Annotated in this window: 24 protein-coding genes and 3 tRNA genes (1 of these 27 running past the window's edge); 17 read left to right on the forward strand and 10 right to left on the reverse strand. The window is 56.9% G+C overall.

Annotated elements, in window-relative coordinates:
- Window position 1: 1 nt before the first annotated feature.
- Window positions 2-235, forward strand: a complete 234-nt coding sequence (locus tag RT657_RS01585) for a DUF4060 family protein (RefSeq protein ID WP_313651911.1) — start codon at window positions 2-4, stop codon at window positions 233-235.
- A gap of 42 nt (window positions 236-277) precedes the next feature.
- Here RT657_RS01585 and anmK read toward each other — a convergent pair whose 3' ends face one another.
- Window positions 278-1,399, reverse strand: a complete 1,122-nt coding sequence (anmK, locus tag RT657_RS01590; protein WP_313651913.1) for an anhydro-N-acetylmuramic acid kinase — start codon at window positions 1,397-1,399, stop codon at window positions 278-280.
- 282 nt (window positions 1,400-1,681) lie between these two features.
- Between anmK and slyB the strand changes: the two genes are divergently transcribed.
- Window positions 1,682-2,149 carry an outer membrane lipoprotein SlyB gene (gene slyB, locus RT657_RS01595; protein WP_313651915.1) on the forward strand — a complete coding sequence of 156 codons (468 nt, stop codon included), beginning with the start codon at window positions 1,682-1,684 and terminating at the stop codon, window positions 2,147-2,149.
- 37 nt (window positions 2,150-2,186) lie between these two features.
- Here the strand turns inward: slyB and slyA are convergent, their stop codons facing one another.
- Entirely contained in the window at window positions 2,187-2,624 is a 438-nt protein-coding gene (gene slyA / locus RT657_RS01600) for a transcriptional regulator SlyA (RefSeq protein ID WP_313651918.1), read from the reverse strand.
- A 149-nt stretch (window positions 2,625-2,773) separates the two neighbouring features.
- Here slyA and RT657_RS01605 point away from each other — a divergent pair, with 149 nt between their 5' ends.
- The 3 genes from RT657_RS01605 to RT657_RS01615 are packed head-to-tail and all read left to right on the forward strand — an operon-like array spanning window position 2,774 to window position 5,870.
- Complete coding sequence (locus RT657_RS01605) at window positions 2,774-3,010, forward strand: DUF1656 domain-containing protein (protein WP_313651920.1); 237 nt, start codon at window positions 2,774-2,776, stop codon at window positions 3,008-3,010.
- A gap of 5 nt (window positions 3,011-3,015) precedes the next feature.
- Window positions 3,016-3,873 carry an HlyD family secretion protein gene (locus tag RT657_RS01610; RefSeq protein WP_313651922.1) on the forward strand — a complete coding sequence of 286 codons (858 nt, stop codon included), beginning with the start codon at window positions 3,016-3,018 and terminating at the stop codon, window positions 3,871-3,873.
- A complete protein-coding gene (locus RT657_RS01615) occupies window positions 3,870-5,870 on the forward strand; it encodes an FUSC family protein (RefSeq protein ID WP_313651925.1) in 2,001 nt (666 codons plus the stop codon). The genes RT657_RS01610 and RT657_RS01615 overlap by 4 nt, the downstream gene beginning before the upstream one ends.
- On the opposite strand, the gene RT657_RS01620 is transcribed toward RT657_RS01615, so the two are convergent.
- The 4 genes from RT657_RS01620 to RT657_RS01635 all read right to left on the reverse strand — a co-directional run bounded on the left by RT657_RS01620 (window position 5,871) and on the right by RT657_RS01635 (window position 8,282).
- Window positions 5,871-6,338: a hypothetical protein gene (locus tag RT657_RS01620; RefSeq protein WP_313651926.1), complete on the reverse strand. Its 468-nt coding sequence runs from the start codon at window positions 6,336-6,338 to the stop codon at window positions 5,871-5,873.
- 131 nt (window positions 6,339-6,469) lie between these two features.
- Window positions 6,470-6,988 carry a superoxide dismutase [Cu-Zn] SodC gene (gene sodC / locus RT657_RS01625; RefSeq protein WP_313651928.1) on the reverse strand — a complete coding sequence of 173 codons (519 nt, stop codon included), beginning with the start codon at window positions 6,986-6,988 and terminating at the stop codon, window positions 6,470-6,472.
- Between the two features lie 84 nt (window positions 6,989-7,072).
- Entirely contained in the window at window positions 7,073-7,969 is an 897-nt protein-coding gene (locus tag RT657_RS01630; protein ID WP_313651930.1) for an aldo/keto reductase family oxidoreductase, read from the reverse strand.
- 73 nt (window positions 7,970-8,042) lie between these two features.
- Complete coding sequence (locus tag RT657_RS01635; protein WP_313651932.1) at window positions 8,043-8,282, reverse strand: DUF1289 domain-containing protein; 240 nt, start codon at window positions 8,280-8,282, stop codon at window positions 8,043-8,045.
- Window positions 8,283-8,455: 173 nt separating this feature from the next.
- Here RT657_RS01635 and RT657_RS01640 point away from each other — a divergent pair, with 173 nt between their 5' ends.
- The 4 genes from RT657_RS01640 to rnt all read left to right on the forward strand — a co-directional run bounded on the left by RT657_RS01640 (window position 8,456) and on the right by rnt (window position 11,512).
- Window positions 8,456-9,052, forward strand: a complete 597-nt coding sequence (locus tag RT657_RS01640) for a TetR/AcrR family transcriptional regulator (RefSeq protein WP_313651934.1) — start codon at window positions 8,456-8,458, stop codon at window positions 9,050-9,052.
- A gap of 50 nt (window positions 9,053-9,102) precedes the next feature.
- Window positions 9,103-10,200 carry an alkene reductase gene (locus tag RT657_RS01645; protein ID WP_313651936.1) on the forward strand — a complete coding sequence of 366 codons (1,098 nt, stop codon included), beginning with the start codon at window positions 9,103-9,105 and terminating at the stop codon, window positions 10,198-10,200.
- A 116-nt stretch (window positions 10,201-10,316) separates the two neighbouring features.
- Window positions 10,317-10,724 carry a lactoylglutathione lyase gene (gloA, locus tag RT657_RS01650; RefSeq protein WP_313651938.1) on the forward strand — a complete coding sequence of 136 codons (408 nt, stop codon included), beginning with the start codon at window positions 10,317-10,319 and terminating at the stop codon, window positions 10,722-10,724.
- A 119-nt stretch (window positions 10,725-10,843) separates the two neighbouring features.
- Window positions 10,844-11,512 carry a ribonuclease T gene (gene rnt, locus RT657_RS01655; protein WP_313651940.1) on the forward strand — a complete coding sequence of 223 codons (669 nt, stop codon included), beginning with the start codon at window positions 10,844-10,846 and terminating at the stop codon, window positions 11,510-11,512.
- A gap of 42 nt (window positions 11,513-11,554) precedes the next feature.
- Here the strand turns inward: rnt and RT657_RS01660 are convergent, their stop codons facing one another.
- On the reverse strand, window positions 11,555-11,890 hold the full coding sequence (locus tag RT657_RS01660; RefSeq protein ID WP_313652684.1) for a Grx4 family monothiol glutaredoxin: 336 nt from the start codon (window positions 11,888-11,890) through the stop codon (window positions 11,555-11,557).
- Window positions 11,891-12,255: 365 nt separating this feature from the next.
- Between RT657_RS01660 and RT657_RS01665 the strand changes: the two genes are divergently transcribed.
- Window positions 12,256-13,053, forward strand: a complete 798-nt coding sequence (locus tag RT657_RS01665) for a C40 family peptidase (protein ID WP_313652685.1) — start codon at window positions 12,256-12,258, stop codon at window positions 13,051-13,053.
- Window positions 13,054-13,098: 45 nt separating this feature from the next.
- Here the strand turns inward: RT657_RS01665 and RT657_RS01670 are convergent, their stop codons facing one another.
- Window positions 13,099-13,188, reverse strand: a complete 90-nt coding sequence (locus RT657_RS01670; RefSeq protein ID WP_313651942.1) for a YnhF family membrane protein — start codon at window positions 13,186-13,188, stop codon at window positions 13,099-13,101.
- 282 nt (window positions 13,189-13,470) lie between these two features.
- Here RT657_RS01670 and purR point away from each other — a divergent pair, with 282 nt between their 5' ends.
- Complete coding sequence (gene purR, locus RT657_RS01675) at window positions 13,471-14,496, forward strand: HTH-type transcriptional repressor PurR (protein WP_313651945.1); 1,026 nt, start codon at window positions 13,471-13,473, stop codon at window positions 14,494-14,496.
- Here purR and punR read toward each other — a convergent pair.
- Window positions 14,493-15,398: a DNA-binding transcriptional activator PunR gene (gene punR / locus RT657_RS01680; RefSeq protein WP_313651947.1), complete on the reverse strand. Its 906-nt coding sequence runs from the start codon at window positions 15,396-15,398 to the stop codon at window positions 14,493-14,495. The two genes, purR and punR, sit on opposite strands and share 4 nt — an antisense overlap.
- A 107-nt stretch (window positions 15,399-15,505) precedes the next feature.
- Between punR and punC the strand changes: the two genes are divergently transcribed.
- Together punC and cfa are read left to right on the forward strand one after the other, a co-directional pair.
- Complete coding sequence (gene punC / locus RT657_RS01685) at window positions 15,506-16,708, forward strand: purine nucleoside transporter PunC (protein WP_313651949.1); 1,203 nt, start codon at window positions 15,506-15,508, stop codon at window positions 16,706-16,708.
- 306 nt (window positions 16,709-17,014) lie between these two features.
- Window positions 17,015-18,163, forward strand: a complete 1,149-nt coding sequence (gene cfa / locus RT657_RS01690; protein WP_313651951.1) for a cyclopropane fatty acyl phospholipid synthase — start codon at window positions 17,015-17,017, stop codon at window positions 18,161-18,163.
- 310 nt (window positions 18,164-18,473) lie between these two features.
- On the opposite strand, the gene RT657_RS01695 is transcribed toward cfa, so the two are convergent.
- Window positions 18,474-19,136, reverse strand: coding sequence for a riboflavin synthase subunit alpha (locus RT657_RS01695; RefSeq protein ID WP_313651953.1), 663 nt, complete (start codon window positions 19,134-19,136; stop codon window positions 18,474-18,476).
- A 203-nt stretch (window positions 19,137-19,339) separates the two neighbouring features.
- Here RT657_RS01695 and RT657_RS01700 point away from each other — a divergent pair, with 203 nt between their 5' ends.
- The 4 genes from RT657_RS01700 to RT657_RS01715 all read left to right on the forward strand — a co-directional run.
- The gene (locus RT657_RS01700) at window positions 19,340-20,713 is read left to right on the forward strand and encodes an MATE family efflux transporter (RefSeq protein WP_313651956.1); all 1,374 of its coding nucleotides are present in this window, start codon (window positions 19,340-19,342) and stop codon (window positions 20,711-20,713) included.
- Window positions 20,714-20,867: 154 nt separating this feature from the next.
- Window positions 20,868-20,944 (forward strand) — tRNA-Val (locus RT657_RS01705).
- 3 nt (window positions 20,945-20,947) lie between these two features.
- Window positions 20,948-21,024, forward strand: a tRNA-Val gene (locus tag RT657_RS01710).
- An 11-nt stretch (window positions 21,025-21,035) separates the two neighbouring features.
- Window positions 21,036-21,089: transfer RNA gene (locus tag RT657_RS01715), tRNA-Val, on the forward strand (it continues 123 nt past the right edge of the window).

Raw genomic sequence — 21,089 nt, forward strand, 5'->3', positions numbered from 1 at the left:
AATGAAGCAGATTATCCGTGGTGATAAAGAACCCGCCCATATCCTGGCAGCAACCCGTGCGCTCGAAGCGCATTACGCCCGCTACGGGGAAGGAAATAAGTACCATCCCATTATCTACTCCATTGCCTACCGCAGCCGCTTCTATCAGGTTGAGGTGATTACCCGTCGGGAAACCATGGTTGCCACGGTCATCACCGGGGTGCGCAAACTGTCGCATCTTTCTGGTGCCGCCTGACCGATCTGAACCTGCAGGGGGCAGATCGCCCCCTGTTCCCGCCTATCGCCGGTAGAGTGAATTCGCCGGGTAGACGGCGCCAAGCACGCTTTTCTCCCGTGCGCCGGTGACGGCAGGCAGATTGCCCGGCAGTCCGGAGAGCGTGCGGAACGCCAGCCAGGCGAACGCCAGTGCCTCCATATCATCGCCGCTCACGCCCGCGCTGTCGGTGGTGGTCACTTCGGTTCCCGGAAGATGCGCCGCCAGTCGCGCCATCAGCAGCGGATTGCGGCTACCGCCGCCGCACACCAGCAACCGATCGCAGCCATCATTCAGTAAGACCTGGCGGGTAATGGTGATGGCCGTCAGCTCGACCAGTGTGGCCTGCACATCCTGCGGCGCCAGTCCGGGGAAGTAGCGCAGATGCTGCTCCAGCCAGCCCAGATTGAAGTGTTCACGGCCGGTGCTCTTCGGCGGTGGCAGCGCGAACCAGGGCTCACGTAACAGCGTCTCCAGCAGCGCCGGGATCACCGTCCCGCTGCGGGCCCACAGCGCGTCCCGATCATAGGGCTGTGCCTGATTCCGCCAGATCCAGGCGTCCAGTAACATGTTGCCCGGGCCAGTGTCGAAACCGCGCACCGGCTGACCCGGGATCAGCAGCGAGAGATTAGCAATACCGCCAATATTCAGCACCATCCGGCGTTCCGTGGCATCCATTAACAGTGCCTGATGAAAAGCGGGAACCAGCGGCGCGCCCTGCCCGCCCAATGCCATGTCGCGACGGCGGAAGTCGCCGACTACCGTGACCCCCGTCGCCGCCACAATCTGATTCGCATCACCAATCTGCAGCGTGCTGGGGGCCTCGCTCTGAGGTTCATGCCAGACGGTCTGACCGTGGCAGCCAATCGCCGTAATATCGCTGGCCTCGAGCGACTCGCGCTTCATCAGTGTTACCACCGCCTCTGCAAACAGCTGACCGAGGCGGGTATCGAGCTGACCAAGCTGTGACAGCGTCAGCGGCTGACCCTGGCAAATCGCCAGAATCGCCTGGCGCAGCGCGGGTGGCATCGGATGGCAATAGCTCGCCTGCTGCGCCACCATATTTTCATCGATAGCGGCCAGCACCACGTCGACTCCATCCAGGCTGGTACCTGACATTACCCCGATATAGCGTCCTGATTTCATAGCTTTTCCTGTCTCCCGGCGGAAGGTGCGATTCGTCTGCAGTTAGCCTGACAAATAACGATCGCTAATTCTATGACTAATTTATTTTAATCCGATCGTGCTGACCGATAACATGACGCGACATTTTTTCACGTCTGATTGAATTATTGTTGTTTCTGCAGAGTCTATGCTTCGTCCAACCGTGTTTTGTTTGGACAGGGATTAATTTGCCAGGTTTGTGTCTTATACTGAAAGCAGGATACAGCGATAAACGTGGCGCCTTCTCGACTAAAGGAGTTTCAAATGATTAAGCGTGTAATTGTGGTCGCTCTGACAGGTATGATGCTGGCTGGTTGTAGCAATACCAGTACGCTGTCGGGTGACACCTACAGTGCCAGTGAAGCCAAGCAGGTGCAGAGCGTTTCATACGGTACGTTAGTCTCTGTTCGTCCGGTGAAGATTCAGGGCGGCAGTGAGAGCAACGTCATTGGTGCCATTGGCGGTGCCGTGCTGGGTGGCTTCCTGGGTAACACCATTGGTGGCGGTACCGGTCGCAGCCTGGCGACCGCCGGTGGTGCGGTACTGGGTGGCGTAGCTGGTCAGGGCGTTCAGGGCGCACTCAACAAAGCGGATGGCGTCGAGCTGGAAATCCGCAAGGATGATGGCAACACCATCATGGTCGTGCAGAAACAGGATGCATCCCGTTACTCTGTCGGCCAGCGTGTTGTGATGGCGTCTAACGGAAGCCAGGTGACCGTTTCACCGCGCTAACGCCGTTAAAAAAACCGACGCCCGGGCGTCGGTTTTTTTATTTCTCTTTATGCTGAAGTTCGAGGATGTTTTTCTCCAGCCGGGCGATCAGCGTCACCATCTGACCGATCTCCTCCTGACTGATGCCAGAAAGGATATCATCGCGCGTTTCATCAATGACGCTCTCAACCTGTTCGATGATCGGCTCCGCCTGCTGCGTCAGCTTAATACGTTTGGCGCGTCGATCGCTGGCGCAGGTCGAACGGGTAATCAGCCCTTTCTCCTCCAGCTGATCCAGCGTGCGCACCAGCGACGGCTGTTCAATCCCGATCGCCTTAGCTAACTGGATCTGTGACTGTTCAGGCGGCAGTTGATGAATATTGTGCAACGTTACCCAGTGAGTCTGAGTCAGCTCAAGCGGCTTCAGCCGCTGATCAATCAACGCGCGCCAGATGCGCACAAGGCGAGATAAATCCGTTCCGAGTGGCGTATCCATTTCATCTCCTTATAATTAGCTTGCTAGCTATCAAGCCAGATTTTACACTATTCTGCGAGTTTACAGGACAAATTACAAATCCCGGACCAGCCCCAATAACGCGACCGCGCGCGGAATCTGCCGTCTGGGTTAACGAAGGATGTTATCACGTGCTCACTCCTGCGCTTTCAGGGGCGAAACCGCTGACCGATCTGGTCGTGGGAGCCTCACTCTTTTTCCCGCCGATGTTCAAAGCGGTGATGCTCGGCTTCTTTTTCTGGCTGCTGATCCACCCGCTGGTACGCGGCTGGATCTATTCAGGTGATGTCTGGCATCCCACCCTGTTCGATCTCTCTCTGTTTGTGCTGTGCGTTACCGCCGCACTCTGGCTCATCGGTCATGGATAATCGGGATGAAATTTAACGCGTTAAAATATTTCTCCACGCTGATCGTCTTTGGGCTGGCGCTGCTGGCGGGTGGCTGGCTGTGGAACTACTACATGCAGTCACCGTGGACACGCGATGGCAAAGTTCGGGCGGAACTGGTCGATATCACGCCTGAGGTTTCTGGCCGGATCACCCGGCTTCAGGTGCGGGACAATCAGTTCGTCCATCGTGGCGATCCCCTGCTGACGCTGGATCCCGTGCCGTGGCAGATCGCCCTCGACAATGCCGCCGCCCAGCTCAGCAAAGCGCAGGCCGATCTGGCAAAGGCGCAGCATGAATTTAACCGCCGTAACGGCCTGCCGCACAATGTGATTTCCGCCGAGGATCTTGATGCGGCACGACTGAGTGCCGGGGCTGCAGCCGCCAGTGCCAAAGCAGCACAGGCAGAGTGGGAGCGGGCGCGCTGGAATCTGCAGCAGACGACATTGACCGCGCCGGTAGATGGCTGGGTTACCAACCTGACGCTGCGGCCGGGCAATTATGCCTCAGCGGGGACGCCACTGTTCGCCCTTGTCGATGGTCACTCCTGGTATGTGATGGGCTATTTTGAAGAGACGAAACTGCGCCACATTCAGGCCGGTGCGGCCGCGCAGGTGGTGCTCTATAGCAACGGGATGCAGCTGCAGGGCAAGGTCGACAGCATTGGCCGGGCCATCTATGACCAGAGTATCGAGACCGATAGCGGACTGGTGCCTGACATCAAACCCAACGTTCCCTGGGTGAGGCTGGCGCAGCGCGTGCCGGTGCGCATTCGCCTCAACCCGTTACCCGCCAGCGCCGACCTGGTCGCGGGTACCAGCTGCACAATTACGATTCAGCCATGAATATTCAGTGGCTGGCCTGGGATCAGCTGCCGTGGATTAAGGCCAGCGGCGGACAGTGGCGCTATGCGTTGCGCAACGCTATCGCCATGTGTCTGGCCCTCAGCATCGCCTATGGACTCGATCTCGATGAGCCCTACTGGGCGATGACCTCTGCTGCCGTGATCAGTTTTCCCACGGTCGGCGGTGCGATCAGCAAAAGCCTCGGGCGTATTGTCGGCAGTCTGCTGGGGGCCAGTGCCGCGCTGCTCATCGCCGGGCATACGCTGAATGAGCCCTGGCTGTTTACTTTTGCGATTGCCGGCTGGCTGGCACTCTGCACCGGCATCGCCAGTCACTTCCAGAACAACGTCGCCTATGCCTTTTCACTGGCGGGCTATACCGCGGCGATTATTGCGTTCAGCAGCGTCAATATCACCGATATTACCTCGCTCTGGACGATCGCCCAGGCCCGTGTCTGTGAGGTCATCTCGGGCATTTTGTGCGCCGGACTGATGATGATGGTGCTGCCGAGTACCTCAGATGGAGAGACGCTGATTACGTCACTGAAGCAGATGCACGACCGCCTGCTGGAGCATGCCGTGCTGCTGCTGCTGCCCTCGGCCAGCGACACTATTCGCGTTGCGCATGAGAATGTAATCAGCCAGATCCTGACCATGAACCTGCTGCGGATCCAGGCGTTCTGGAGCCACTATCGCTTTCGCCGCCAGAATAACGTGCTGAACTATGTGTTGCATCAGCAGCTGCGGCTCACCAGCGTGCTGTCGAGCCTGCGCCGCATGTTGCTGAACTGGCCGGATGCGCCAGAGGCACTTTTCGCGGCACTGCAGCAGCTGCTGGCGGAGCTGGCGAAACCCGCGTGTGACAAGTACCGGCTGGCGCAGATCCTGCGCAGCGTGACGCCTGCGGTGGATGGTGATTACCGGCAGCGCGCCTTTTGCCAGCGACTGCGCTATTTCTGCTGGATGTATCTTAATGTGCAGCGCTGGATCCGCCTGCTGGATCAGGCTGATGCAGATACCCGCTTTCAGCCGCCGCCCGTTCCGGCGCTGGCCCGGGACAGTGACAGCGCCGAAGCGGGCTGGAGCGCCCTGCGTACCTTCTGCGTTATCGTGCTCGGCTGCGCTTTCTGGATCAACACCCAATGGTCGTCCGGTGCCGCCGCGCTCACCCTGACGGCCATCGCCTGCGTGCTCTACGCCTCATCGCCCTCACCCGGCGGTAGCGTTACTCTGCTGCTGAAGACGCTGCTCTGGTTGTTTATCTTTAGTTTTGTGATGAAATTTGGCCTGATGGTGCAAATCAGTCAGCTGTGGCCTTTTCTGCTGCTACTCTTTCCGCTGCTGGTGACGCTACAGCTTTTCAAACTGCAGCAGAAACAGCGAGCCGGGATGTGGGGACAATTTATCGTCTTTATGGGCTCATTTATCGCGGTGACCAACCCCCCGGACTGGGATTACCAGGCTTTCTTCAATGACAACATCGCTAAAGTCTGTGGTGTGCTGCTGGCCTGGCTGGCATTTCAGATCTTACGGCCAAGCTCCGACGCACGACGCAGCCGTCGCCATATTCGCGCGCTGCGGCTGGCGTTTCTCGATCAGTTGCGTCAGCATCCCCGGCTTAGTGAGAGCCGCTTCGAGTCGCAGATTTATCACCGAATCAGTCAGCTCAGCCACAGCCGGGATGAGCAGGCGCGTGTCTGGCTGCTGCGCTGGGGCGTGGTGCTGCTTAACTGTTCGCACATTGTCTGGCAGCTGCGGGAGTGGCGTACCGGTTCGGCGACCCTGCTGGCGTTTCGCGAAGAGAGTCTGCGCCATCTGCAACAGATTATGAGCAGCCGCGGCGTGCAGCACAGCTCGCTGGATCGGACGCTGGCGGAACTGGAGGCAACCCTCGCCGCGTTACTGGCGCTGGAAAGCAATGAGGCCAGCGAACTGGCGGGGATTCTCTGGCGTTTGCGCTGTTCGCTGGCCCAGCTGAAGCAGGCGGTGCCTGCCTGATCAGTGACAATATTGCTGCTGCTGGCGGTTGAAGTCCTCCTGCAACTGTTGCAATGTTTTTTGGCCTTCAAAGCGGGTTTTGTCCATGCCAGTCATCGGCTCGATCACCAGCGCCTTCTCATCCGGTGAAAAGATAAACCGGCGCGTCAGTTCGCTGCCGGTGAAACTCTGACCCTGAATTCCGCCACAGACCATCGTCATAGCGTGACGATAGATGGTGGTTTCGGTAAAATTGGTTTCAGTCGCGCTGCGAAAGACCTGATCGCACCCCTGTTTCTCCAGCTTTCGCACCATGTTGCGGCTCAGCCATTCACGCCCTTTGGCAATCTTTTCGCAGGTGACACGCATCGGACTGGTGTCGATAGTGCGCTGAAGCTCACGACCGGTTTCAGTCACCAGTTGCGTATCATTGGGTTTATCGCATCCCACCAGCAGCAGACACAGCAGTAATGTGCCCTTCACTCTCATTTTTCCTGCTCCTTCCCCGTCACGCTTTCTTACCTGAATCAATATCATAGGGGGGAAAGGCCGGGGATGGTACAACAATTACTAAACAGACGGATGAAATGCGGGCGGCGGGTGTCAGCCGCCCGGTAAAGTCAGATAACGCCGCAGGCATAGCGCGCCCCACCGCCACCCAGCGGTTTGGGATGGTCGGCGTGATTATCCCCACCAGCATGGACCATCAGCGCCTTGCCTTTGATCGCCTGCAGCGATTTCAGCCGCGGTGCCAGCACCGGATAAGTGGCCTTGCCCGCGTCATCCACATAGATCGCGGGTAAATCCCCCAGATGCCCTTCGCCATAAGGTCCCAGATGTTTGCCGCTGTTAGCCGGGTCAAGATGGCCGCCAGCCGCACCCGCGGCCACGACTTTGCCCTCAGAGTCGCCTGGTTCACAGCTTCCTTTTGCGTGAACATGGAAGCCATGAATGCCTGGTTTAAGCCCCTGCAGTTCCGGTGTGAACTGCAGACCATACTGCGTCTCGTCGATCCTGACAGTGCCCAGCGACTGCCCGACGCCTTCGGCGGTCACCTGATGGATTGTGACCTCTTCGCTGGCAGCCTGAGCTGAGCCGCAGGCGATCAACGCGCATAGCGCAACTGCTTTCAGTTTCATGGTAACTCCGTTTGCAGACCAGGGTGTCCGGTAAGTCTGGTTGCAGTTGCGCTATTTTGCCGGAAATTGACGCAGTTTTACGCTTCAGGGTACATCAAATCCCAGGGCTGCCTTGCGAATGCGGAACCACTGCTGACGCGTCAGCGTCAGGTCAAGCGATCCGGCAACCTCACTCACCCGCGCCGCTTTACCTGAACCGATAATCGGCAGTGGTCGTGAAGGCAGCATCAGTATCCAGGCGTAAACCACCTGATCCAGGCTGGTTGCGCCGGTTTCCTGTCGGACCGCGTCCAGTTCATCACGCAGAGGCTGGAAATGAGGATCGGTAAACAGGCGGCCGCCACCCAGACAGGACCAGGCCATCGGCCGGATGCGCAATTGCTGGCACTGATCCAGCGATCCGTCCAGCAGGACGCTTTGCTGCACCGGAGAGATCTCCAGCTGATTCGTGACCAGCGAGAACGGCAGCCGGGATTGCAGCAGTGAGAACTGGGCAGGCGTGAAGTTAGAAACGCCAAAGTGCAGCACCTTGCCGCTTTGATGCAGCGCCATGAAGGCATCTGCAACCTCGTCCGCCGCCATCAGCGGATCGGGCCGGTGGATCAGCAGCAGGTCGAGACGATCGGTGTGGAAATGGCGCAGCGAATTTTCCGCACTCTGCATGATATGCGCTTTATCGGTGATGTAGTGACCAATCTGATTTTCGGGCCGGGCGCGCGTGGCAATACCGCATTTGGTCACAATCTGCAGCCGATCGCGCAGGCCTGGCGCCAGCTTCAGCGCCTCACCGAATGCAGCTTCGCACTGGTAATCCCCGTAGATGTCCGCATGGTCGACGGTGGTGATCCCCAGATTCAGATGGTGCTCAATAAACGCGACCCGCTCCTGAGGCGACATGCCCCACTCCATCAGGCGCCAGTACCCCATCACCAGCGGTGAAAATACGGGGCCCTGTAAAGCAATGGCCTGCGGTTCTGACATGACGTTCTCCCTGTTGCGCATTGGCTGAAATTAGCGTGTCAGAGAGTATAACGGAAAGCAGAATACAGCGTCGTCAGAACAACTCTGGCTGCTGGGGTTCGGGCGGCTCCTCACCTTTCTGCTGCCGCTGCATGCGCAAACGGCGCTGCTGGCACAGGCGAATAACTTCACGCTTTTGCGCATCACTGAAGCGCAGCCAGTTGAACCGTTCATCGCGGCTGCGTAGACATCCCAGACAGTAGCCGCGTGCATCCGTCTGGCAGATACCGCGACAGGGGCTGGGAACCGGGAAAAACTCAAGCTGCTCGGCCACCACGCCTCCCGTTTCACAGAATATACAGTCAATTAAAAGCGTAGCCTGGTCAGGCAGGAAGTCCGCCCCGCGCGGCCAGAATTATTCCGTTTCCGCCCGTTCAGGTGAACACTCTGTGCGAAACGTAGCCTGTAGCATTGCATCCGACCGACCGGTCTACTAACCTCTTTGCCATGAATAAGAGGCTACAGCGTAATGAAACCCGTGAACACCTGCTGCAGACAGGTGAGCAGCTCTGTCTGCAGCGCGGCTTTACCGGTATGGGGCTGAGTGAGCTGCTGACTCAGGCCGCGGTGCCGAAAGGCTCCTTCTACTACTATTTCCGTTCTAAAGAGGCGTTTGGCGTGGCGCTGCTGGAACGCTACTTTGCGCGTTACCTGCAGGATGTGGAACTTCAGCTCAATCAGACCTGCGGTACACCGACAGAGCGTCTGCTTAATCACTTCCGTGCCGCGGTTGAGCTGTTCGTTCAGCAGGGGCATATCGTGGGCTGCCTGGGCGTTAAAGTTTCAGCCGAAGTCTGCGACCTCTCTGAGCCGATGCGCGTGGCCCTGCAGCAGGGCGCAGCCAAAATCACGGCCCTCTACGCACGGATGCTGGTCGCCGCAGCGGAGCAGGAGCCAATTAAGCTTCCACAGCCTCCGGCGCAGATGGCAGAGCTGCTGTCGCTGCTATGGCTCGGCGCCAGCCTGCAGAGCAAAATTTCCCGTGAGGCGCAGCCACTGCGTCTGGCATTGAGTACCATCGAACAGTGGCTCGAACGCCGCTGATTTTTAAAAAACATATTTGTAGACGACTGGTCTACTAATCAGGAGCTATTATGGCGAGTACCCAGCTGTTTCGTCCGCTAAAAGTCGGCGCAATTACCGTCCCGAATCGCGTCTTTATGGCACCGCTGACCCGTCTGCGCAGCATTGAGCCAGGCGACATCCCGACGCCAATGATGGCAGAATATTATCGCCAGCGCGCCAGCGCCGGTCTGATCATCACTGAAGCGACCCAGATCTCCTTCCAGGCGAAAGGCTATGCCGGTGCGCCAGGCCTGCACACCCAGCAGCAGATCGCGGCGTGGAAAGACATTAACGACGGCGTGCATCAGGCGGGCGGCCACACTGCCGTACAGTTATGGCATACCGGCCGTATCTCGCATCACAGCGTGCAGCCGGAAGGCAAAGCGCCTGTCGCGCCTTCGGCCCTGCCTGCAGGGACCCGCACCTCTCTGCGTGCGGAAGATGGCAGCGTTTATCGCGAAGAGACGTCTGTACCGCGCGAACTGACGGTGGCGGAAATTCAGCAAATCGTGGCCGATTTTGGTCAGGCTGCCGCTAACGCGCGCGAGGCGGATTTTGACCTGCTTGAACTGCACTCGGCGCATGGGTATCTGATCCATCAGTTCCTGGCCCCTGATTCAAACCAGCGTACCGATGAGTATGGCGGCAGCATCGAAAAACGTGGTCGCTTTGCACTGGAAGTCGTTGACGCGGTCATCGCCAACTGGTCAGCCGATCGCATCGGTATTCGCGTATCACCTATTGGCAGTTTCCAGAATCTGGATAACGGCCCGGATGAAGAAGAGGCGGCGCTGTGGTACATCGGCGAGCTGGCAAAACGTAATATCGCCTATCTGCATCTTTCAGAACCAGACTGGGCGGGCGGCAAACCTTACACTGACGCTTTCCGTCAGAAAGTGCGCGATCTCTTCCCGGGTGCCATCATTGGGGCCGGTGCCTATACCGTTGAGAAAGCGGATGATTTGATTGGTCGCGGTCTGATCGATGCGGTCGCTTTTGGCCGTGATTACATCGCGAACCCGGATCTGGTTGAACGTCTGCAGCAGGATGCCCCACTTAACCCGCAGCGCCCGGAAAGCTTTTACGGCGGCGGCGCTGAAGGTTATATCGATTACCCGACACTTTAAGCGGGTCCGGCTGTCGTCCGGGACGATGACGGCAGCCATTATTCACCGGCGATTTTCATCGCTATACTTAGCGCTGGGTCATCCGGCGATGGCGTTTTTATTTTAAAGAGGATGTTATGCGTTTACTTCATACCATGCTGCGCGTTGGCGATCTGCAACGTTCAATCGATTTCTACACCCGTGTGCTGGGCATGCGCGTGCTGCGTCAGAGCGAAAACACCGAATACAAATACACCCTGGCTTTTGTGGGCTACACCGATGAAAGCGAAGGGGCTGTCATCGAGCTGACTTACAACTGGGGTGTCGACAGCTATGATCTGGGCAATGCCTATGGTCACATTGCCCTGGGCGTGGATGACGCGGCAGCAGCCTGCGAACGCATCCGCAAGGATGGCGGCAAGGTCACGCGTGAAGCTGGCCCGGTTAAAGGTGGCTCGACCATTATCGCCTTTGTTGAAGATCCCGATGGTTACAAAATCGAACTGATCGAAAACAAAGATGCCGGTAAAGGCCTTGGCAACTAATTGACCTCTCAGCCTGCCCGCCCGGGCAGGCTGAATCCCCTTCTCTGCGCTCTATCTGCTGCACCCGGCCCTGTTTTTTGCCATAATGCGCGCTGCCCTTTTTCTGCAGTGAGATCCTGATGTCTGAATCGAATTCCCCTAATGCACTCAATCAACGTTTCCGTGGCTTCTACCCGGTGGTGATCGACGTCGAAACCGCGGGTTTCAATGCGCAGACCGATGCGTTACTGGAAATTGCCGCTATTACGCTGAAAATGGATGAAGAGGGCTGGATTGGGATTGATCAGACGCTGCATTTCAACGTCGAACCCTTTGCCGGATCGCTGCTGCATCCGGAAGCGCTGGCCTTTACCGGCATCGACCCCAGCAATCCCCTGCGGGGCGCAGTCAGCGAGTATGAAGCGCTGCACGCTATCTTCAAAATGGTACGTAAAGGGATTAAGGACAGCGGCTGTAACCGCGCCATTATGGTGGCGCACAACGCCACGTTCGACCTGAACTTTATGTCTGCCGCAGCGGAACGTGCCAGCCTGAAACGTAATCCGTTTCATCCGTTTGCCACTTTTGACACCGCAGCCCTGAGCGGACTGGTGCTGGGGCAGACCGTGCTGGCGAAAGCCTGTATTGCTGCCGGAATGGAATTTGACAGTTCGCAGGCGCATTCTGCGCTCTATGATACTCAGCAGACGGCAACCCTGTTCTGCGAGCTGGTTAACCGCTGGAAACGCCTGGGCGGCTGGCCGCTGCCCTTTGCCGGCGATGCTGCCGAAGCCGGGGAACCGGCGTAATCCTGCACAATGAAAAAGGCCGACGTGATGTCGGCCTTTTCGTTATTCTGCTTCTTTAAATTTTTCTGCGGTCTCTTTGATCAGCGGCTGCAGTTCGCCACGCTGCAACATCTCAACAATGATGTCGCATCCGCCGACCAGCTCGCCATCTACCCACAGCTGCGGGAACGTTGGCCAGTTAGCGTATTTCGGCAGCTCGGCACGAATGTCCGGATTCTGCAGAATATCCACGTAAGCAAAACGCTCACCACAGGCTGACAGCGCCTGCACCGCCTGTGCAGAGAAACCGCAGCTTGGCAGTTTCGGGGAACCTTTCATATACAGCAGGATCGGGTTTTCTGCGATCTGGCGCTGAATTTTTTCTACAGTACTCATAATTGCCTTCCTTAATTCGCGACTTCGTGTTTGTTTATTGTAGCGACTTCGCAGCGTGACTGAAAACGAGATTTTGCCTGCTGCCCGCCTGAATAGCCACCATGGTTAAGTTATGTCGCAATGCATCACATTTCCTGATGGTTAACAGCGGATAACAGATTAATAATTCGTAATAGTTTTGCTGATATAAGACGCTGAAAATGTTCATTTTCGACGCAATTTCGCTGGTTACAAAGATTAATAATAAAAGGCCTTACAGTTTTTAAAAGAACTGGACTAGAATGGCCTGGGCGCTGATCTTCGATCAGATTAATCTCAACTTTGTCACGGTGCGTAGTGGCCATGACAACTTAACTTACTCACGGACTATGCGTTTAATCATTACGCTTTTCATGCTGGCTTTTGCGCAACTGTTTTTCAACACCGCCGCTGCGTCGCCTCACGCGCCGGTGAACGTCAGTACGCATAAAGCAGAGAAAAAGAGTGCGCGCGACGATGAACGTCGCAAGCGTCGCACGGTTAAAACGGCCACAAAAAAACCGCGCGTGACGCCAGTTCAGAAACTCAAAACAAAGAAACAGAAAAAAGCTGAACTCACCGCGACACAGACACCTGCTAAAAAGACCTCGCTTAAAACTGCCCGTATCAGCAAGCTTCATGAAAAGAAACGTTATGGTCATCAGCGTACGCTGAAAACCGCCGACGCGGACGCCCGCGAAACCGGCACGATTAAAATGAGTAAATCTCACCGTCAGCGTTACCAGAAAGCACGTGAAACGGCGATGACTAAGCTGATGGGCCAGCTGGGTAAACCCTATCAGTGGGGCGGAACGTCCCCGCATACGGGTTTCGACTGCAGTGGCCTGGTCTGGTACGCCTATAAAGATCTGGTGAAGTTTAAGATTCCACGTACCGCGAACGAGATGTACCACCTGCGTGATGCTGCGCCGATCAAACGTGAGTCGCTTGAGAAAGGCGATCTGGTCTTCTTCCGCATCAATGGCCGCGGCACCGCCGACCATGTCGGCGTTTACCTGGGTAACGGCAAGTTTATTCAGTCGCCACGTACCGGCAAAGATATCCAGATCAGCGCCTTGGGGGAGGATTACTGGCAGCGCCACTACATCGGCGCCCGTCGGGTGATGACGCCGAAAACTATCCGCTGAGCCGTATGACAGCCAGAAAAAAGCCGGGAAAGCCCCGGCTTTTTTTTAGTGCAGAATGGCGGTAAAACTAAAGGCCACAATCATCAGCAGACAGCCGACAGTAGTCATTAACGCCAGTTTAAGATCGGGACTCATAGTTCGCTCCTTAACCTTACCGTTTGCATGGTTACTCCATTTTCCCACATGACAGGGTAAAAATCTCGTTTTATCCCTCCAGCCTTGTTAGAATCCCGCCTTTGTTGCGCAACACGCGTAACGCTGATTCCGTTTGCGCATCTTTTCAGGCGTGTTTTCTTCCGCCAGCGGCTGAGTACGTCGCCAGAATCGCTGCATTTCTGCGAAAAAGACCCTGAGCAGACGCAAACGTTTAACACTACGCTTATCATACAGTTAGATAAGCACCGGAGTCCGATTTTCATGGCAACAATAAAAGATGTGGCAAAACGCGCTGGCGTCTCCACCACCACCGTTTCGCACGTCATTAATAAAACCCGCTTTGTCGCTGAAGAGACACGTGATGCGGTCTGGCAGGCGATTAAGGAACTGCACTACTCACCAAGCGCCGTGGCACGCAGCCTGAAAGTGAACCACACCCGCACGCTGGGGCTGCTGGCCACTTCCAGCGAAGCGCCCTACTTCGCAGAAATTATCGAAGCCGTCGAGAATCACTGCTTTGATAAAGGCTACACGCTGATCCTGGGTAATGCGCATAACGATCTGCAAAAGCAGCGCGCCTATCTTAGTATGATGGCGCAGAAGCGCGTAGATGGTCTGCTGGTGATGTGCTCTGAATACCCGGACGACCTGCTGCAGATGCTGGAAGAGAACCGTAATATCCCGATGGTGGTAATGGACTGGGGCGAATCCCGCGCCGACTTCACCGACACAGTGCTGGACAACGCCTTCCAGGGCGGTTATCTGGCCGGCCGCTATCTGATTGAACGCGGACACCGTGATATCGGGGCTATTCCCGGCCAGATGGAGCGTAATACCGGTGGCGGCCGTCATGCCGGTTTCCTGAAGGCGCTGGAAGAAGCGGGTATTCAGCCACGAAACGAATGGATTGTTCAGGGCGACTTTGAGCCGGAGTCAGGCTATCAGGCGATGCAGCAGATCCTGTCGCAGAAACAGCGCCCCACAGCGGTGTTCTGTGGCGGCGACATCATGGCGATGGGCGCGATTTGCGCCGCCGACGAGATGGGGCTGCGCGTTCCGCAGGATATTTCGGTGATCGGGTATGACAATGTGCGCAACGCGCGCTATTTCGCACCCGCCCTGACCACGGTTCATCAGCCCAAAGCCCAACTGGGTGAAAAAGCGCTGGATATGCTGCTTGACCGCATCACCAGCAAACGTGAAGTGTCGCAAACCATCGAGGTTCACCCGACGCTGATCGAACGTCGTTCCGTGGCCGATGGCCCGTTCCGTGACTACCGACGTTAATCTTCGCTCAACCACTCCTGATTAAGCGTCTGCGCATCGCCCAGATAACTGAGCAACCAGCCTGTCGCGGGTGATGCACGATCTTCTGCCCAGCTGACGCAGCAGGGACTGTCCGGAAAGGGAACCGGCAGCGTCAGCTCGGCCAGATCGCCGCTGTCGAGCAGCGGCCTGGCCAGATGACCGGGCACCATCGCCACACACAATCCTGCCTGCACACACTCCAGCCCGGTCTGCCACTCCGGCACGACCAGCCTGCGCTGATTATCCAGCGTCCACGTCATGCGGCGTGGCAGTGCCCGTGAGGTGTCTTCCAGCACCAGTGACGGCCAGCTGCGCAGCGTGTCATCATCTATCTGGCTCGCCTGGGTCAGGGGATGGTCGGGCGCGACCACGCAGCGCCAGTTCAGCGTACCCATATCGCGAAAGGCAAAGCGGCCGCCTACCGGTATCGCCTGGGTTGCGCCAATCGCGATCTCCACCCGCCCATCAGCCAGTGCATCCCAGACGCCATTGAACACTTCATAACTGATGCTCAGCTCCATGTCCGGAAAGTGGCGATAGAAATCTTTGACCAGCTGGCGGGTACGCTGAGGCTTGGCGATACAGTCAACAGCAATACTCAGCTGGCCGCGCCAGCCATTTGCCAGCTGCTGACACTGTCTGCGGGTGGCGAGCATTTTTTTGATGACGCTGCGCCCTTCGCGGACAAAATGCTCACCTGCCGGGGTCAGCACCACTTCCCGATGCTGACGTTCAAACAGCGGGACTGCCAGCCAGTGCTCAAGCTGGCGCACGGTATAGCTGATGGCAGAGGGCACCCGATGCAACTCCTGGGCTGCCGCGCTGAAGCTGCCTCCGCGGGCCACCGCGTCCACCACTTCTAATGCATATTCTGACCACATAATCTGCCTTCAAAAATTTTAACAGCAATCGGCAAATATTACCGTTTCACAGCAGCGAACGCACCTTTTACACTCTGCCGCGTTTATCCTGCAACCATGAGAATCAGATGTTATCGAACAAAGGATTTATGCCCTATCTTGCCCTGCTGAGTATGCTGGGCTTTCTGGCCACGGATATGTACCTGCCCGCATTCGGTGCGATGCAGCAGACCTTTAATACCTCGCCCGGGCTGATCAGCGCCAGTATGAGCCTCTTTCTGGCGGGCTTCGCCTGTGGTCAGCTTTTCTGGGGTCCTCTCTCGGATCGGATTGGCCGCAAGCCGGTCTTGCTGGCTGGCCTCACGCTGTTTGCCGTTGGCTGCGCCGGCATGCTGTGGGTCAGCGATATCTCTCTGATGCTGGTACTGCGTTTCGTTCAGGCGATAGGCGTCTGTGCCGCTGCCGTGAGCTGGCAGGCGCTGGTGGTAGACCGCTATCCTGCCGCCCGCGCCAGCAAAGTTTTTGCCACAATCATGCCGCTGGTTGCCCTTTCCCCGGCCCTTGCTCCGTTGCTGGGTGCCTGGCTTATCGGTCACTTCCACTGGCGGTCCATTTTTCTGGTGCTGACGCTGATTGCGGTCGCGCTAATCCTTGTGACCCTGCGTCTGCCCAGCGTGCGTAAGGCTGCAGAAGAGAAAGGCTCGCAGCCTGGCTTCTTTACCCTGCTGAAATCACGTCTCTACAGCGGCAATGTGCTGATCTACTCTGCCTGCTCTGCCAGCTTTTTTGCGTGGCTGACCGGCTCCCCCTTTATTCTGGCGGATCTGGGTCTGACGCCCGCCGATATCGGCCTGAGCTACGTGCCGCAGACGCTCGCCTTTCTGATTGGGGGGTTTGGCTGTCGTGCCCTGCTCAACCGCTTTAATGGCGTACAGCTCCTGCCCGCGCTGCTGGGGATTTACAGCCTGAGCATTCTGGCACTGTTCGCCGTGGCGCTTTCAGGCAGCAGCACCCTGGCTGGCCTGATGGTGCCATTCTGCGGCATGGCGCTGGCAAACGGCGCAATCTACCCGATTGTGGTTGCCAGTGCGCTGATGCCGTTCCCGCATACCACCGGTAAAGCGGCCGCGCTGCAGAACACGCTGCAGCTGGGACTCTGCTTCATCGCCAGTCTGGCCGTGTCGGCTGGCTTAACCCAGCCCCTGTTTACCACTACGCTGATCATGACGGTGACGATTCTGCTCGCGCTGATCGGTTATGCCATGCAGCGTGCCGCAAGCGCACAAACGGTTGTTGCCTCCTCTCAGCCTGCCTGCCAGGATAATCAGTAATACAGTGACTTTTAGTTAGACTCCTAACAATAAGCCATTGAATATTGACCCGCGTGAGCATACACTCATGCGGGTCAACTAATCTGTAGCAATTCAAAAACATAATAACGTAGTAACTTGATTGGCAGCCTGTTGCCGGGACGGTATCTGCACGCGTTATTCCTGCCTTCCGCCCTGTAGCAGGCCATTCCAGTCCTCTGTACCACACAGATAACCGGTGTGCGGAGTCATCCGTTACGTTTCTCAACGCCTGACAAATTGGCTACTCTTTGTACAGGCACAGACTGGACAGGTGGTGGAAAAGCTATGAGTTCATCTTATGCAGAAGCAGTAAGCCCTGAAGAGAATCCCTGGTTTCACATCGTTCATGAACTGCTGGAAAAAGCGGATATCGGGATTAACGGCTCACGTCCCTGGGATATTCAGGTGACTCATCCCGGTTTTTTTAAGCGTGTCCTGCAGGAGGGGTCGCTCGGGCTTGGTGAGAGCTATATGGATGGCTGGTGGACGTGTGATCGACTGGATATGTTCTTCCATCGCGTGCTTAAGCACAGACTTGATCAGCAGCTTCCGCATCACTTCAAAGACACGCTGCGTATCGCCGCCGCGCGCTTAACTAATCTGCAATCAAAAAAACGGGCCTGGATTGTCGGCAAAGAGCATTACGACCTGGGTAACGACCTCTTCTCACTGATGCTCGACCCCTGCATGCAATACTCCTGCGGCTACTGGAAAGAGGCCACGACGCTGGCAGCCGCTCAGGAAGCCAAGCTGGATATGATCTGCCGTAAGCTGGCGCTGAAGCCAGGGATGTCGCTGCTGGATATCGGCTGTGGCTGGGGCGGGCTGGCGGAATTTGCCGCACGTCATTATGGTGTCAGCGTGCAGGGCGTGACTATTTCCGCCGAACAACAGAAGCTGGCGCAGCAGCGCTGCAGCGGCTTAGATGTCACTATTCTGTTGCAGGATTATCGCGATCTTAACGAGCAGTTTGATCGCATCGTTTCGGTGGGGATGTTTGAGCATGTCGGCCCGAAAAACTACGCCACCTACTTTGACGTCGTCGATCGCAACCTGAAGCCAGACGGGCTTTTTCTTTTACACACGATTGGCGCGATCAAGACGGATATGCGTGTTGACCCCTGGATCGACAAATATATTTTCCCCAATGGCTGCCTGCCTTCGGTGCGTCACATCGCGGATGCCAGCGAACCCCATTTCATTCTGGAAGACTGGCACAACTTCGGAGCCGATTACGACAAAACCCTGATGGCCTGGCATGAGCGTTTCTTACAGGCCTGGCCAGAACTGGCCGACAGCTACGGTGAACGTTTTAAACGGATGTTCATCTACTATCTTAACGCCTGCGCCGGGGCCTTCCGCGCGCGCGATATCCAGCTGTGGCAGATCGTCTTCAGTCGGGGTGTGGAGGGCGGATTGCGGGTCGCGCGCTAGCGTCCGGCTGGCATGGCGATGCTGCCTGGGTCTTACCGCTGCGAACAGGCTTAATGCGCAGGAAACAGGCGCAGAAAAGAAAGGGCCCCGCCGTCCGGAAAACATGCAGGCGGGCCTGATAAACGCTCTGTGTCAGCCTGGAAAGGTGCACACCTCCGGGGATGAAGGGCGCCAGTATGCGGATCCGGCGGGGCCTGTTACAGCGTGAATTTAGCCTCTTTCAGGCCTGCTCCCGTTCTCTGCGACGTTGCAGTATCACGGCAAACAGGACACAGTTTTATCATCGCGGATTAAGGCGCGTAAGCGCCTTTTATTCACTTTCTGCGGCAGGCTGGCCGGTCAGCACGTTCATCGCCGCTTCGGCATCGCGCTGGGCTAAGACGCGCTCAACGGTCTCGACTATTGCCTGAGTATGAGGATCGATCTCAATATTAACCCGCTGACCAAAGGTTTTCGCGCCCAGCGTGGTACGTTCCAGCGTTTCCGGAATCAGATAAACACAGAATTTAGTTTTAGTGACGTCACCCACTGTCAGGCTGATGCCATCAATACCGACAAAGCCTTTATGCAGGATATATTTCATCTGCAGCGGATCCTGAATTTTAAACCAGACTTCACGGTTATGTTCCGACTGGATAATCTTGCAGATTTCCGCCGTGGTCATAATATGACCCGACATCAGGTGGCCACCAATTTCATCGCCGAACTTCGCGGCACGCTCAATGTTGACCACGTCGCCCTGACGCAGATCGCCAAGATTAGTGACGCGCAGTGTCTCTTTAATCAGATCGAAACTGACGAGGTCGCCATTGATGGCCGTTACAGTCAGGCAGCAGCCGTTATGCGCAACAGATGCCCCCAGCGCCAGTCCCGGCAGGAGTTCCTCCGGCAGGCGGACAGTATGGGTACGAAACAGCTCTTTTTCTTCAATGGACACGATTTCAGCGGTGCCCTGCACAATACCGGTAAACATAGTCTTTGCCTCTGCGAAGTTTGGGCTATTCTATCACAGCTCAGGTTCGCTGTTGGATTTCAGCCCCTACGCACCCGCCAGCACAGTCATAAAACGCATCGTGTGACAAAGATTGGCGAATGCGGTTGCGCCAGTTACACTTACTCGCGCAATTTTCCGGGCGTCTCTGCCCTTTTAATTTCATTAACTTGTCAGGTGTTAACGTGCAGAAGTATTTAACAGAAGCGCGTCAATTGCTGGCCCTTGCGATTCCTGTCATCCTGGCTCAGGTGGCTCAGACCGCAATGGGATTTGTGGATACCATTATGGCCGGCGCAGTCAGCGCCACGGATATGGCCGCCGTCGCTGTCGGCACCTCTGTCTGGCTCCCGGCCATCCTGTTTGGTCATGGTCTTCTGCTTGCATTGACGCCCACCGTTGCGCAACTCAACGGTTCAGGCCGCCGCGAACGCATCGCTGAACAGATCCGCCAGGGCTACTGGCTCGCCTTTTTCGTCTCATTGCTGATTATGGTACTGCTGTGGCATGCCGGTTATCTGCTCCGGGCGATGCATGATATCGATCCGCAACTGGCGCTGAAGGCCGAAAGCTATCTGCACGCCTTGTTGTTTGGCGCACCAGGATACCTTTTCTTTCAGGTCTTGCGTAACCAGTGTGAAGGGCTGTCGAAAACCAAGCCCGGCATGGTGCTGGGTTTCCTGGGGCTGATGTTCAATATCCCGCTGAACTATATCTTTATCTATGGTCACTTCGGCATGCCCGCTTTAGGCGGTGTCGGCTGCGGTGTTGCGACGGCGTCGGTCTGCTGGGTGATGTTTATCTGTATGCGCTTCTGGATGCGCCGGATGGGAAGCATGCGTGACATCCGTATGGCGAGCCGCTGGTCGCCGCCGTCGCGGGTGATCCTGAGTCGCCTGGTCGCGCTGGGCTTGCCGGTGGCTCTGGCACTGTTTTTCGAAGTCACGCTGTTTGCGGTCGTCGCCCTGCTGGTTTCGCCGCTGGGCATTGTTAACGTGGCGGGCCACCAGATTGCGCTGAACTTCAGTTCGCTGATGTTTGTGCTGCCGCTCTCGCTGGGTGTCGCGACCACTATCCGTGTCGGCTATCGTCTGGGCCAGGGCTCCACTGAGCAGGCACGGGTCGCCGCCTGGACCGCTCAGGGCGTGGGGATCACCATGGCGGCCCTGACGGCGCTCTTTACCGTCACGTTCCGTCACCAGATTGCCCTGCTCTATAATGACAATCCCGAAGTGGTGACGCTGGCCGCACAACTGATGCTGCTGGCCGCTATCTACCAGTTCTCCGATTCGATACAGGTTATCGGCAGCGGCATCCTGCGTGGTTATAAAGATACGCGATCTATCTTCTTTATCACCTTTATCGCCTACTGGCTGCTGGGACTGCCCGCAGGCTATCTGCTGGCGCTGACCGACTGGCTGGTGCCGCGCATGGGGCCAGCTGGCTTCTGGTGCGGCTTTATTATTGGCCTGACTTCGGCTGCCGTGATGATGCTCTGGCGCATCAGGCGGTTACAGCAATCCCCTGCCGACGTTATTCTGGCGCGCGCCGCGCGATAATCGTCTTTATGCGGGCCATTCGTGGCCCGCAGCGCCCAAAAAACCGACGGTTAGCACAGTTGCTGCGCAGTCGTGGCGAAAATACGATTTTCCCCTTGCCAGCCTTACACGCTGCCGTTAATATTCGTCCCCGCTGTCGCCCTGACAGCATGTTGCGCTCTTAGCTCAGTTGGTTAGAGCACCACCTTGACATGGTGGGGGTCGATGGTTCGAGTCCATTAGAGCGCACCAAGTGCGTCCGTAGCTCAGTTGGTTAGAGCACCACCTTGACATGGTGGGGGTCGGTGGTTCGAGTCCACTCGGACGCACCAATATTCAGTATGCGCTCTTAGCTCAGTTGGTTAGAGCACCACCTTGACATGGTGGGGGTCGATGG

It is taken from the genome of Pantoea sp. (assembly GCF_032114055.1).
Lineage (GTDB): Bacteria > Pseudomonadota > Gammaproteobacteria > Enterobacterales > Enterobacteriaceae > Pantoea.